This window comes from Acrocarpospora catenulata, assembly GCF_018476525.1.
GTDB classification, from domain to species: Bacteria; Actinomycetota; Actinomycetes; order Streptosporangiales; family Streptosporangiaceae; genus Acrocarpospora; species Acrocarpospora catenulata.
Map to the genome: position 1 here is coordinate 1 of NZ_JAHCST010000018.1, position 12,812 is coordinate 12,812.

A 12,812-nucleotide genomic window follows, 5' to 3' on the forward strand; every position below is an offset into this window, starting at 1 on the left:
ACATTGGCCGCGCCTCCGGCACGGCGGCCCGGCCGCTCTCAGCCGGCGTCTTCCCTCTCTCCGGTCGCTGCGCTCCCTACGTTCAGTCCAGACACCGGCGCGGCCGGGCAAACCCCACATACGACTATGGGAAGTTGATTGCCGGGGATAATTCCGGACGTATTGCGGCCACCTTTTCGGTCTGAGCTCCGGCTTATCCGGCTTTCGGTAGGGTCCAGCATCATGACCTCATTCAGCCGGATGGCCGTGCCCGCGCTGGCGGCGATGGCGCTGCTCGCCGCGTGCAGCGAAGCGACCCCGGAAGCGTCGCCGACGACCTCCGCGCCAGCCGTGAGCTCCGCCGCCCCCACTCCGACGCCGGACGCTCCCTCGCCGACTCCGTCGCCCGTACCGGAAAGCCCCACGCCGGATGCCGTGATCACGCCCGAAAAGGGCTACAACGAAGCCGACATCCAATTCGCGGCCTCGATGATTCCGCACCACCTCCAGGCTTTCGACCTGACCCAGCTGGCCGCCACCCGGGCCGGGGACCAGTGGGTGCGTGACCTGGCTTCCCGCATCTACGGCCAGCTCGACCCCGAGGTCCGTACGCTCAAGAACTGGCTGGACGAATGGGGCGCCGAGCCGCTGCCGCGGGACCACAAGCTGCCCGGTGGGGTGAGCCGGGCCGACCTGGAGAAGTTGGCCGCCACCTCCGGGCCCGCCTTCGACCGGCGCTTCCTCACGCTGATGATCGATCATCACGAGGGGGCGCTGACCCTGGCCAAGGCCGAGCAGGCCGAGGGCGCCTCCGCCGCCGCCAAGGCCATGGCCGGCGGCATCGTGACCAGCCAGGAGGCCGAGATCAAGGAGATGAAGAAGTACCTGGCCCGGCTGAAGTAGCCGCTGGGCCCCTAGGTCTCGTAGGTGTCCAGCCGTGGGGGCAGCGCGTTCCAGGTGCAGAAGGCCGAGGACTCGTGCCCGGGGGCGAGGAAGGTGATCCGCAGCCAGTACGGCTCGTCCCAGACCTTCAGCTCGTAGCCGTCCGCCGGGGTGGCCGAGACCATGCGGCAGTCCCCGGCCCGGACGGCCACGACGGCCCGCCCGCCCTTCAACGTGAAGGTGTGCAGCACCTCGCCCGTCCCCGCCGAGGGCGTGCTCGGCGGCGGGGAGGGCCGGGGGGCCGGGTCCTGCTTGGCCGGGGCGGTCACCCTGACCGACCGGGTCGGCCGGGGCGTGGGGCGCGTCTCCCGTGGGCTTGCCCTGGGAGTTTCCCGGGGGCGTGGGGTGCGCGTGGGCCGGGCGGTCGGGGTGGTCTCTGCCCGGGCCACCCCCGAGACCCCGGTCGGCGCCGCCACCACCATCGGAGCGGGCGGATCCTCGGCCAGCACGGTCGCGTGCAGTACCTCACCGACGCCCAGCCAGGCGACCCCCACCGCGAGCGCGGTGGCCCCGCACCAGGCGAGGGTGTAGCCGATTGCCCTGGGCAGGTGCATAAGCACCGATTATGACCTAGATAACCCGGATTGCCGTACCGTATCGGGCCATGGCGACCGTTCTTGTGGTGGAGGACGACGAGTTCGTCCGCTCGGCGATCATCCGCGACCTGGTCGGGCGCAACCACGCGGTGCGCAGCGCCGGGCGGGCCCTGGACGCGCTGCGTGACATCGCCCACTTCCCACCGGACGTGGTCATCCTCGACCTCGGCCTTCCCGACCTGGACGGTTCCGAGGCGCTCAAGATGCTCCGCGCCATCTCCGACGTGCCGGTGATCGTGGCCACCGCGCGGGACGACGAACGGGAGATCGTGCGCATGCTCCGGGCCGGCGCCGACGACTACCTGATCAAGCCGTTCTCCGGTGAGCACCTGAACGCCCGCCTGGAGGCGCTGCTCCGCCGGGCCAGGTCGGCCCCCGCCGCCAAGGTCATCAGGGTGGGCGGCATCAGCCTCGACCCGGAGCGGCGGGAGGCGTACCTGGAGGGCGCGCCGCTGGAGCTCACCCGGCGCGAGTTCGACCTGCTCGCCTACCTGTGCGGGCGGCCCGGGGTGGTGGTCTCCCGCAAGGAGTTGCTGGCCGAGGTCTGGCAGCAGTCCTACGGCGACGACCAGACCATCGACGTGCATCTGTCCTGGTTACGCCGGAAGCTCGGCGAGACCGCCTCGCAGCCCCGCTACCTGCATACCGTGCGCGGGGTCGGCGTCCGGATCAGCGCCCCCAGGTAGGCCGCGGTGCGGCGGAGCCTGGCGCTGGTCGCGCTCGCGGTCACCGGCATGGTGGCCCTGGCCTTCCTCATTCCGCTGGCCGCCGTGGTCAAGGAGATCGCCGAGACCCGGGCGCTGGCCGAGGCGGAACGCCAGGCCACCGCGCTGGTGCCCGCGCTGGTGGTGACCGGGGACGCCAAGCGCCTGGAACGCGCGCTGGCCAGCACGGCGGCCGGGGCCGCCGGGCGGCTGGCCGTGCACCTGCCGGACACCACCGTCGGCCATGCCCGGGCCTCGGCCGCCGACGTCGCCAGAGCCAGGGCGCAAACCCTGCGGGTCGCCGACGGCTACGTGCTGCTCCGCCCGGTCGCGCTGGACCGGGGCAGGACCGCCCTGATCGAGGTGTACGCGCCGGACGCCGACCTCACCCGGGGGGTGGCCACCTCCTGGGCGGTGCTCACCGGGGTCGCGGTGGCCCTGGTGGCCGGGTCCGTGCTGGTGGCCGACCGGCTCGGGGCCCGGGTGGTGCGGGCCACCCGGCGGCTCGGCGATGCGGCCACCGCGCTCGGCTCCGGCGACCTGTCGGTCCGCATCCAGCCGGACGGGCCGCCCGAGCTGGTCGCCGCCGGGCAGGCCTTCAACACCATGGCCGACCAGGTAGCCGGGCTGCTGGCGGCCGAACGCGAGCTGGCCGCCGACCTGTCGCACCGGCTGCGCACCCCGCTCACCGCGCTCCGCCTCCAGCTCGGCGACCACGGCCCGGCCGCGGCCCAGGTGGACCGGCTGGAACGCGAGGTGGACGCCATCATCGAGGCGGCCCGCCGCCCGGCCCGCCCGGTGGCCGACCGGTGCGACGCGGCCGAGGTGCTCCGCGAGCGGCTGGCCTTCTGGTCGGCGCTGGCCGAGGACCAGGGCCGCCCGTGGGCCCTGTTCGGCGCCGACGCCCCGGCCCCCGTGCCGGTGGCCGCCGCCGAGCTGAGCGCGGTCATCGACGCCACCCTCGGCAACGTGTTCCGGCACACCCCCGAGCGCACCCGCTTCACGGTCACCCTGCACCAGGGCAGCGGCATGGTCGGCATCCTGGTGGCCGACGCGGGCCCGGGCATCGCCGACCCGGAGGGCGCGCTGAAGCGCGGCCACAGCGGCGCCGGTTCGACCGGCCTCGGGCTGGACATCGCCCGCCGCCTGGCCGAGTCCACCGGCGGCAACGTCCGGGTGGAACGCTCGGCCCTGGGCGGCGCGGGAGTCCAGCTCTGGCTGCGCACCGACCCACCCAGGCCACGCTCCCGGCGGCTGCTCCGCCGATCGGGCATTTCATGACACTTCGGTAGAGTCGCCACGTGGAATTCCGGGTGCTCGGCCCGATCACCGTGATCGGCGCGGATGGTGTGACGCTGGACCTCGGGACTTCCCAGCAGCGTGCCGTACTGGCGCTCTGCCTGCTCGCCGCGCCCCGGCCGGTCAGCGCGTCCCGGATCATCGACGCCCTCTGGGGCGAGGACCCGCCGCCCAGCGCGCTCAACACCGTGCAGTCGTACGTCTCCAAGCTCCGCCGTGTGCTGGAACCCGACAGGGTCCGGCGCGGCGCGGCGTCCATCCTGGTCAGCGGGCCGGGCGGGTACGCGGTGGACGTGCCGGCCGAACAGGTGGACCGGCGGCGGGCGGCGGCGCGGGCGGCCGAGGGGCGGCGGCTGCTGGCCGAGGGCGACCCCACACGGGCGGCCAGGCAACTGCGACTGGCCCTCAGCGAGTGGCGGGGCGACCCACTGACCGGATTCGAGGGCCAGCCCTGGGCCGAGGAGGAGCAGCCGGCGCTGGCCGAACTCCGGTTGGCCATCGTCGAGGACGCCGCCGAGGCCGAACTCGCCCTCGGCCGTGGCGCCGAACTGGTGTCCGAGCTGGCCCGGCTGGTCGCCGCGTACCCGACCAGGGAGCGGCTGCGGCGGCTCGGCGCGCACGCCCTCTACCAGGGAGGACGGCAGGCCGACGCGCTGGCCCTGCTGGCCGAGGGGCGGCGGCTGCTGGTCGGCGAGCTGGGCCTGGACCCCGATCCGCGCTCCCGGGAGTTGGAGTCCCGCATCCTCGCCCAGGACCCCGGGCTCATACCCACCCCGGCCAGCCCGGTGCCCGAACCTGCGGGGCCGGGCGGAGTGATCGGGCGGGACGCCGAGACCGCGCAGCTGCGGCGGGCCGTCGAGCGGCCAGGGCACCGGGTGGCGCTGGTCGCGGGGGAGCCCGGCATCGGCAAGACCAGCCTGGTCGAGGAGGTGGCCTGGAGCGTCCCCGACCAGCGGGTGGCCTTCGGGCGCTGCTGGGACGGGGGCGGCGCGCCGCCGTTCTGGCCCTGGGTGCAGGCGCTGCGCGAGCTGACCGGCCGGGACGGCGAGTTGACCGAGATCACCGGCGCCACCGGCGAGTTCCCGATGTACGAGGCGGTGGCCCGGCTGCTCAACGGTGGCGGGCCCGTGCTGGTGGTGCTGGACGACCTCCAGTGGGCGGACGCCTCCTCGCTCCGGCTGCTGGAGTTCCTGGCCGCCACCCGGGCCTGCCCCGACCTGACCGTGCTGGCCACCTACCGGGACACCGAGGTGGGCGAGCCGCTGGCCCGGGCCCTGGCCGCGCTCTCCCGGCTGCCGCACGTGGAGCGGGTGACGCTCGGCGGGCTCTCGGAGGAGGCGGTGGCCGAATACCTGGCCCGGTCCGGCGCCGACCCCGCCCTGGCCGCGCGTGAGCACCGCCAGACCGGCGGGAACCCCTTCTACCTCGGCCTGCTCGGCTCCGGCGAACAGACGCCCGGCGCGGTGGCCGACGTGCTCAGGGGGCGGCTGGCCGCGCTGCCGCCCGGCGCCCACGACGTGCTCAGCACGGCCGCGCTGATCGGCAGGGAGACCGAGCTCGGCGTGCTGCTCGACGTGCTGGACGTGCTCGGCCTGCCCCGCGACCAGGTGCTCGACGTGCTGGACGCGGCGGTACGGGCCCGGCTGCTGACCGAACGTTCGCTTTCCTACGCCTTCAGCCACGACATCGTGCGCGAGGTGCTCCGCGACGGGCTGGCCCCGCTGCGCCGCCGCCGCATGCACGCCCAGGTGGCGGCCGTGCTGGAACGGCGGGGCACACATCTGGCCGAGCTCGCCTACCACTACCGGGAGGGGCTGGTCATCTCCGGCATGGCGGCCAAGGCCATCGACTACGCCCGCCAGGCCGCCCGGCACGCCTGCGACCAGTTCGCGTACGAGGACGCGGCCGCCCATCTGGCCTCGGCGGCAGAGCTGACCGGCCAGCTCCCGGTGACCGACCTGGCCCTCCGCTGCGACCTGCTCATCGAGCTGGCCGAGGCGCTCGCGGCTGCCGGGCTCAACTCGCGTGTGCACGCCGTACTGGACGAGGCCGCCGCCCTCGCCGACACCCTCGGCGACGGCGAACGCCTGGCCCGGGCCGCGCTCGGCTTCGCCGACCCGCTGCTGTGGGCCATGTACGAGGAGTGGACCGCCTCGGAGGCCTTGGTCGCCCGCATCGACCTGGCCCTCCGGGACGACGCCGGGGACCGCTGGCGCTCGCCGTTGCTGGCCGCCTCCGCCATCATGGGCGCCTTCACCCGCCCGCTCGCGGAGAGTCGCGAACTGGCCGCCCGCGCCGTCACCGAGGCGACCGACGACCGCGCGTTGCTCCGCGCGCTGAGCGCCACCGAGATCCTCTCCCGAGGGCTGGCCTCCACCACCGAACGGCAGGCCATCATCGCCCGCATGGCGGAAGCCGCCCGCGCCACCGGCGACCTGGTGGACGACTGGCTGGCCCGCGAAGCCGCCTACGTCGAACTGGTGGCAGAAGGCCGTCTCACCGAGGCCGACCCGATACTGTCCTGGCTCCGCGAAACCGCCACCGAACTCCGCCAACCCGCACTGATCGGCCTGGCGACCTGGCAGGCGGCCATCCGCGCCTACCTCGCCGGCGACCTGGACACCGCCATCGCCGAAGCCGACCAGGCCGCCCGCATCCACCCCGACGGCGCCCTCGGCCAGAACGGCCCTCGCCTCCGCGCCCTCCTCATGCGCGCCTTGTCCGCCCGCCTACACGGCGCCCCCGCCGAAGCCCTCACCCTCATCACCCAGGCGACCACCGACCCCACCGACAAGACGACAACCGCCCACGGCGCGACGACCACCCTTGCCGACGGTGCGACGACCACCCTTACCGACGGTGCGACGACCGCCCACGGTGTGACGGCCGCCCTTGTCGGCGGCGCGACGACCACCCTTGCCGACGGTGCGATGGCCGCCCTTGCCGACCAGCCGGCGTGGACCATCCTCCGCTGTCACGTCCTCCTCGACCTCGGTCACATCGACCAGGCCAGAAAGCTCTTCGCCACCTTCTCCGAAGACGGCTTCGCGGGTATCGACGGAGACCTCACCTACCGCTTCATCCCCGACACCCTTACCCAGATCTGCCACACCCTCGCCGATCGCACCGCCGCCGAGGCCCTCTACACCCGCCTCCTCCCCAACACGGGCCGCCTCCTCGGCTGGTCGATCACCGACCTCTGCCTGTCCCGCCTCGCCGAAACCCTCAACCGCCCAGCCGACGCCGCCAGGCACCGCGCAGCGGCCCTGGATTTCATCAACCGAGCCGGCTTGCCCCAGCCCTGAGACGCCGCCGGCAAGTGGCAGCCAAGCCGCCCTCAAGCCCGCTCCGCGAAGGTGTCGGCATGCTAGGACCACACCGCGTCGCACCCGACACCGTGCTCATTCCCCGCCTCGTCCCGCAGCCGGGCGGATTCGGCTACGTGAACTCGATGGTGATCACGGGCCGCGAACCGGTGCTGGTGGACACGGGCGCGGCCGAGCACCGCGATACCTGGCTGGAAGACGTCTTCTCCGTAGTCGACCCACCCGACGTACGCTGGATCTTCATCAGCCACCCCGACCCCGACCACATCGGCAACCTCCTCGTCGCCCTGAACCTCTGCCCCCAAGCCACCCTGGTGACCGCCCCCTCCCGCCACGCGCCCACCCACCAGCGCTCCCGCCCGATCACCGACGGCGAGTCCTTCCAGGCCGGCGACCGCGTCCTCACCGCCGTCCGCCCCCCGCTCTACGACGCCCCCACCACCTACGGCCTGTACGACGACCGCAGCGGCGTCTACTGGTCAGCCGACTGCTTCGGCGCCGTGACCCAGACCCCCACCACCAACGCCACCGACCTCCCCGCCGACGACCACCTGGACGCCATCCACCACTTCGCCACCACCCTCAGCCCCTGGCACGCCTGGCTGGACCAGGCACGCTTCGGCCACTACCTCGACCACATCGCCACCATGGAACTAACCGCCATCACCACCGCCCACGGCCCCACCATCACGGGCCACCGCATCTCCCGCACCTTCGAGACCATCCGACAGACCGCCTCATAAGCCCGGCGCAGCGGAATGGTGAACGTGCCCGGCGGCCCTCACCGCGTGGCTGAGGACCGTGTCACCTTCTCGGGCGCAGTCCGCAGCTCACTCTCCAGGTCTTCGACAATTCGCTGGGTGAGCACCCGCAGGCGAGCCCTGCGCCCGGCCAGCTCCTCGGTGAAATCCCGCGCCGCCGGGCCCACCCACACCGCCTGGCCGGTGAACGCCGCATGGGCCGGATCCAGGGCCGTCTCCAGCTGTGCCGCGTGTGCCCGCACCTTCGTCAGCGCCCGCAGCAATTCCTCCCTACGGGGATTGGGCACCATGTCCTGTGGTTCGGGGGCCAATGTTTCCCTCTCTCCCTGAAACAGCTGCGCGCTGTCCCCGGCGATATGAGATGGTGCGCTCAGACGGCCGACTCTTCGGAGGATACCCAATGCCCCGTTCCAACCGACGCCTTCTCGTACGGATCGGCGCGATACTTGCGGTGGCCGCTCTGGTTGTGGTGACCGCGCTGTACATGATTGGCTCCCCCCGTGAACAGGAACCAACGGCCGCCGAGGCGGGCGAAACCCTGAAGAAAGACATCCTTAAACTGCTCGAAGAGGTACGTGCTCGAAACATCCAGGTCACCGATCCTGGAGGTAAGGATGTTCCCTGCGGGAACGACGAGGTTAAACGCACCTTTGCTGCCACTGGTCTGGATTCCGCGCCGGAGCGGGAACCCAGCACTCTGAACTACATCATGATAGGCGCTATGGATCGGGTCGCCGACTACGCCCTCACCGACGTCCTGGACGAGCCGATTCGCATGGAAAACGAATCCACGAAAACAGCCATCCTGCTGAAGTCCACTGACGGAACTTATTCGGTGCAGGGCGAGACTGAGTGCCTCAGTCGGTCATGAGATCCGCGTTTGCATAATTCTTCCAACGCCTGAACCCGACATCCTTTCCGCCGCTGAAGGAATCCGAAATCTGTGCGGACAGCTCTCCCAGGGCCAGCGGGTTGCCTTTTCCCATACCATTGTCGACCATCCATTGGTCGAAGGCCTTCTGTCCAGCCATGCCTTGTTTCAAAATATCTGCGAACGGGAGAAATTCGCCATTTGAGTCGGCGATGACACCCGCGGGGGGCACCTGGGGGGCGAATCCTTGCTTCATGAGAAGCTGGGCCGTAGCTTGGCGACGCCCCAACATCTCCGCATCGTCCGACTTCAGGAGCTGCTCCGCCTCCTTTTTGGGATCCCGGCCGTAGGTGTAGTAGACGGAGACCCCAGTGGACAACACGGTCCAGGTCAGCGGGATGGCGGACAAGGGGTGAACCAGCCCAAGAGCCGCCATGGCAATCCCCGCGAGGAGACTCTCGGCTTTTTCGGCGTCCTCGATCTGCTTGTCCTTGAGTTCGGGCACCCGGACCGCAGCCGCCAGTTCGGTGCCCCGGACATTGCCGATTGCCTTGAAAAAGCTGTCCATCGGCTGGATATTTCCGCTGCTTTTCACGGCATTGGACACGATGGGAAGAACTCTGAAGAGCATTCTTCCCATGCCCTCGTCCAGCCGAAGCCGCGCCTCCTCGCCGTCGGCGAATGTGGTCATGAAGCGGAAGGTGTCCTCGGGACTCAACCGGAAAGCACCACGCAGCCCCGGAATGGACATCCACTCGAACAGACCGGGGGCAACCTGCAGTGCGCTTTCCTTGGCCATATCGGCGTCGTTGAGGTTCGCGCCCAGGGTGATCTCGGTCGCGTACGCTCCCGCGATCTCCCCCAGATGAATCTTGATCGCATCGTTCAACCGCCATTCGTCCACCGTGGTCATCACGGTGTAGGCGAAGAACGCCGCTTCCTGGCTGTGTTTGCCGTCCCGCTCGTCATAGGCACCGGAGGCCGCGGCCAGGAGTCTGCCGAAGGCGTCCGACATTTCCGGCGAACTCATCGCCCGCTCGTTGAACCCCTTGAGAAAAGCCACCAACTCGGGCCGCTTATCCCACTTCTCCGGGGACTGTGGAAGCTGACCGAATGGCAGGCCAAGGGTTGGCAGGGCGGGGAGGGGACTGAGCTTGGCCATTGAGCCGATCACCAGGCGGGCGGCAGCTGGGTTGTTGCCCAACGCGTTGAGCATCCCGGACAGGATTGAGCTACTGGCTCCGCTCTCGGGCCGCAACACGGGCAGAGCGAGTTGGGCCAGCCAGACGTCCGGGTAGTTGCCGTGGCTCAGCAGGGTGGCGAAGGCCTCCATGTCTTTCGCGTTCTCGGGCTTCATGTTCTCCACCGCTTTTCGCACCGCGGCGAAGCCGGGAACCTTCGCCTCGCCGGTGATCGCGGTGGCGAAAGCCGTACCGAGGGTGAGGAGAGCATCCGGCCGCCCGTCCTTGGACAGACGTTTCAGAGTGGGGGTCACTTGACGGATCCCGGCGGGGCCAAGAGCTCCGAAGAACGCGGCGGTGAAGACGGCGTCGTGCTGATGTGCCGCCAACTCCTCAAGCAGGGTGGCTATGCGGTCGGGGGCGTACGGCCCTATCAGGCGGAACTCGTCTGGATCGATGGCCAGCAGTCGTTTGCCCAGTTCGGTGCCCTGGCGCTGGGCTTCGGCGGGGGTGAGTAGTGAGGCCTCCCGATACGGTCGCAGTCCTCCATCGAAAAGGCCGAGAATTCCGGGCACGGGAGCGGCGATGGCAGCCACTCGCTGTCGCAGTTGGGGCACCTGCTGTTCGGCCCAGCCGCCGATCTCCCGGATGGGCGCAAGCCCGGCGGCAGGCAGATCGACGGCGGCCAGTTCTCGGCGGATGTGCTCGGCCTGCTCGGCGATGGCCTGTCCGGCCCGCTCCATTTCGGTGATGAAGTCGTTCATCAGAGCCGGATCGATCCCGGAGAACTCCGGCGCGAGCGGTCCGGTCCCCGGTTGTACAGAGGGTCTCTCTGCCATGCCCCCAATCATCGGCGACCGCGATGGGGGCGTGAAGGTTAACCAACACATTGGCCTGGGCTGTCAATCCTCACAAGCCGAAGGGGAAAGATCTCCGTGAACCTCGCCGCCGTGCTGGACATCTGGGTGTAACACGGGATCACTGGGCAAACAGTGGCGATGGCGTGGAGCATGGAGAGTATGCGAGAGATCTGGCCAGGGGATCCGTACCCGTTGGGTGCCACCTACGACGGGGCGGGGACCAACTTCGCGTTGTTCAGCGAGGTGGCGGACGGGGTGGAGCTCTGTCTGTTCGATGAGGACGGGGCGGAGGAACGGGTTCCGCTGAGCGAGGTGGAGGCGTTCGTCTGGCACTGTTACCTGCCGGGGGTGCAGCCGGGGCAACGGTACGGGTACCGGGTGCGCGGGCCGTACCAGCCGGAGCAGGGGGCGCGGTGCAACCCGAACAAGCTGCTGATCGACCCGTACGCGAAGGCCATCGAGGGCGGTGTGCGCTGGGACCAGGCCGTGTACGGGTACACCTTCGGCGCGCAGGACAGCCGCAATGACGAGGATTCCGCGCCCTACGTGCCGCGCTCGGTAGTGATCAACCCGTTCTTCGGGTGGGGCCACGACCGGCCCCCGCAGACGCCCTACCACGACACGGTGATCTACGAAGCGCACGTCAAGGGGCTGACGATCAACCATCCGCGGATTCCCGAGCGCATCAGGGGAAGTTACGCGGCCCTCGGGCACCCGGAGATCATCGACCATCTGACCAGCCTCGGGGTGACGGCGATCGAGTTGATGCCGATCCACCAGTTCGTCACCGACCACGTGCTGGAGCGGCGCGGCCTGACCAACTACTGGGGCTACAACACGGTCGGGTTCTTCGCGCCGCACAACGCCTACTCCAGTTCGGGGGAGCGGGGTGGCCAGGTGCTGGAGTTCAAGGCCATGGTCAAAGCGCTGCACGAGGCGAACATCGAGGTCATCCTCGACGTGGTCTACAACCACACGGCCGAGGGCAACCACCTGGGCCCGACGCTGAGCATGCGCGGCATCGACAACGCCAACTACTACCGGCTGGTGGAGTCCGACCGGCGGCACTACATGGACACCACCGGAACCGGCAACAGCCTGCTCATGCGCTCCCCGCACGCGCTCCAGCTGATCATGGACTCGCTGCGGTACTGGGTGACGGAGATGCACGTGGACGGCTTCCGCTTCGACCTGGCCGCCTCGCTCGCCCGGGAACTGCACGACGTGGACCGGCTGAGCGCCTTCTTCGACCTGGTCCAGCAGGATCCGGTGCTCTCCCAGGTGAAGCTGATCGCCGAACCCTGGGACGTCGGGCCGGGCGGCTACCAGGTGGGCAACTTCCCGGCCCGGTGGACGGAGTGGAACGGGCAGTACCGGGACACCATCCGGGACCTGTGGCGGGGGGAGCCGGCCCGGCTGCCGGAGTTCGCGTCGCGGCTGACCGGCTCCAGCGACCTCTACCAGGATGACAGCCGCCGCCCGGCCGCCTCCATCAACTTCGTGACCTGCCACGACGGGTTCACGCTTGAGGATCTCGTCTCGTACAACGACAAGCACAACGAGGCCAACGGCGAGGACAACCGGGACGGCGCCAACGACAACCGGTCCTGGAACTGCGGGGTGGAGGGCCCGGCCACCGGTCCGGTGGCGCAGCTGCGGGAGCAGCAGAAGCGGAACTTCCTGGCCACGCTGTTCCTGTCGCAGGGCGTGCCGATGCTCTCCCACGGGGACGAGCTCGGGCGCACCCAGCAGGGCAACAACAACGCCTACTGCCAGGACAACGAAACCAGCTGGGTGGACTGGCAGCACGAGAACTGGTTACTGCTCGACTTCACCCGGCGGTTGTCCCGGTTGCGCCGGGAGCATCCGGTCTTCCGGCGGCGCCGGTTCTTCTACGGGCGTCCGGCCCGCGGCTCGGGCGACCAGCTGAGCGACATCGCGTGGCTGACTCCGTCCGGGACCGAGATGACCGACACCGACTGGCACAACGGGTACGCGCGGGCGCTGGCCGTGTTCCTGAACGGGGACGCGATCACCGAGCCGGACCGGCGCGGGCGGCGCATCACCGACGACTCGTTCCTGCTGCTCTTCAACGCCCACCACGACGTGATCACCTTCACCGTCCCGAAGGACTACGGCGAGATGTGGCGGACCGAACTGGACACCGCCGTGCCGATCAGCACCGACACCCGGTACTGCCGGGCCGGTGAGGGCGTGCAGGTGGCGGGGCGGTCGGTCCGGGTGCTCCGCAGGGAATCCACGCATTAGCCCGGCCGGAAAGGACAGAAGGGAC

The 12,812-nt window shown here is 70.1% G+C and carries 10 protein-coding genes; 7 read left to right on the forward strand and 3 right to left on the reverse strand.

The features are described from left to right. The first annotated feature begins 222 nt into the window (after nucleotides 1-222). On the forward strand, nucleotides 223-882 hold the full coding sequence (locus KIP79_RS20205) for a DUF305 domain-containing protein (protein ID WP_214106427.1): 660 nt from the start codon (nucleotides 223-225) through the stop codon (nucleotides 880-882). Between the two features lie 11 nt (nucleotides 883-893). Here the strand turns inward: KIP79_RS20205 and KIP79_RS20210 are convergent, their stop codons facing one another. After that, on the reverse strand, nucleotides 894-1,475 hold the full coding sequence (locus tag KIP79_RS20210; RefSeq protein WP_214106428.1) for a hypothetical protein: 582 nt from the start codon (nucleotides 1,473-1,475) through the stop codon (nucleotides 894-896). Between the two features lie 50 nt (nucleotides 1,476-1,525). Between KIP79_RS20210 and KIP79_RS20215 the strand changes: the two genes are divergently transcribed. The 4 genes from KIP79_RS20215 to KIP79_RS48980 are packed head-to-tail and all read left to right on the forward strand — an operon-like array spanning nucleotide 1,526 to nucleotide 7,589. Continuing rightward, nucleotides 1,526-2,203: a response regulator transcription factor gene (locus tag KIP79_RS20215; protein ID WP_214106429.1), complete on the forward strand. Its 678-nt coding sequence runs from the start codon at nucleotides 1,526-1,528 to the stop codon at nucleotides 2,201-2,203. 6 nt (nucleotides 2,204-2,209) lie between these two features. Continuing rightward, nucleotides 2,210-3,502 (forward strand): ATP-binding protein, encoded by a 1,293-nt coding sequence (locus KIP79_RS20220; protein WP_214106430.1) that lies wholly within the window; start codon nucleotides 2,210-2,212, stop codon nucleotides 3,500-3,502. Between the two features lie 20 nt (nucleotides 3,503-3,522). Further along, nucleotides 3,523-6,825, forward strand: a complete 3,303-nt coding sequence (locus tag KIP79_RS20225; protein WP_214106431.1) for an ATP-binding protein — start codon at nucleotides 3,523-3,525, stop codon at nucleotides 6,823-6,825. 59 nt (nucleotides 6,826-6,884) lie between these two features. Next, nucleotides 6,885-7,589, forward strand: a complete 705-nt coding sequence (locus KIP79_RS48980; protein ID WP_214106432.1) for an oxygen-binding di-iron domain-containing protein — start codon at nucleotides 6,885-6,887, stop codon at nucleotides 7,587-7,589. A 38-nt stretch (nucleotides 7,590-7,627) separates the two neighbouring features. Here KIP79_RS48980 and KIP79_RS20235 read toward each other — a convergent pair whose 3' ends face one another. Then, complete coding sequence (locus KIP79_RS20235; RefSeq protein ID WP_214106433.1) at nucleotides 7,628-7,918, reverse strand: hypothetical protein; 291 nt, start codon at nucleotides 7,916-7,918, stop codon at nucleotides 7,628-7,630. 89 nt (nucleotides 7,919-8,007) lie between these two features. Between KIP79_RS20235 and KIP79_RS20240 the strand changes: the two genes are divergently transcribed. After that, entirely contained in the window at nucleotides 8,008-8,478 is a 471-nt protein-coding gene (locus KIP79_RS20240) for a hypothetical protein (RefSeq protein ID WP_214106434.1), read from the forward strand. Here the strand turns inward: KIP79_RS20240 and KIP79_RS20245 are convergent. After that, complete coding sequence (locus KIP79_RS20245; protein ID WP_214106435.1) at nucleotides 8,465-10,423, reverse strand: hypothetical protein; 1,959 nt, start codon at nucleotides 10,421-10,423, stop codon at nucleotides 8,465-8,467. The genes KIP79_RS20240 and KIP79_RS20245 overlap by 14 nt on opposite strands. A gap of 255 nt (nucleotides 10,424-10,678) precedes the next feature. Here KIP79_RS20245 and glgX point away from each other — a divergent pair, with 255 nt between their 5' ends. Next, a complete protein-coding gene (glgX, locus tag KIP79_RS20250; RefSeq protein WP_214106563.1) occupies nucleotides 10,679-12,787 on the forward strand; it encodes a glycogen debranching protein GlgX in 2,109 nt (702 codons plus the stop codon). Nucleotides 12,788-12,812 lie beyond the last annotated feature (25 nt).

Bases quoted from the DNA above. Each gene is read 5' to 3' on its own strand.
- KIP79_RS20205 (WP_214106427.1), top strand. From the start codon at position 223: ATGACCTCATTCAGCCGGATGGCCGTGCCCGCGCTGGCGGCGATGGCG.
- KIP79_RS20210 (WP_214106428.1), bottom strand. From the start codon at position 1,475: ATGCACCTGCCCAGGGCAATCGGCTACACCCTCGCCTGGTGCGGGGCC.
- KIP79_RS20215 (WP_214106429.1), top strand. From the start codon at position 1,526: ATGGCGACCGTTCTTGTGGTGGAGGACGACGAGTTCGTCCGCTCGGCG.
- KIP79_RS48980 (WP_214106432.1), top strand. From the start codon at position 6,885: ATGCTAGGACCACACCGCGTCGCACCCGACACCGTGCTCATTCCCCGC.
- KIP79_RS20240 (WP_214106434.1), top strand. From the start codon at position 8,008: ATGCCCCGTTCCAACCGACGCCTTCTCGTACGGATCGGCGCGATACTT.
- KIP79_RS20245 (WP_214106435.1), bottom strand. From the start codon at position 10,423: ATGAACGACTTCATCACCGAAATGGAGCGGGCCGGACAGGCCATCGCC.
- glgX (WP_214106563.1), top strand. From the start codon at position 10,679: ATGCGAGAGATCTGGCCAGGGGATCCGTACCCGTTGGGTGCCACCTAC.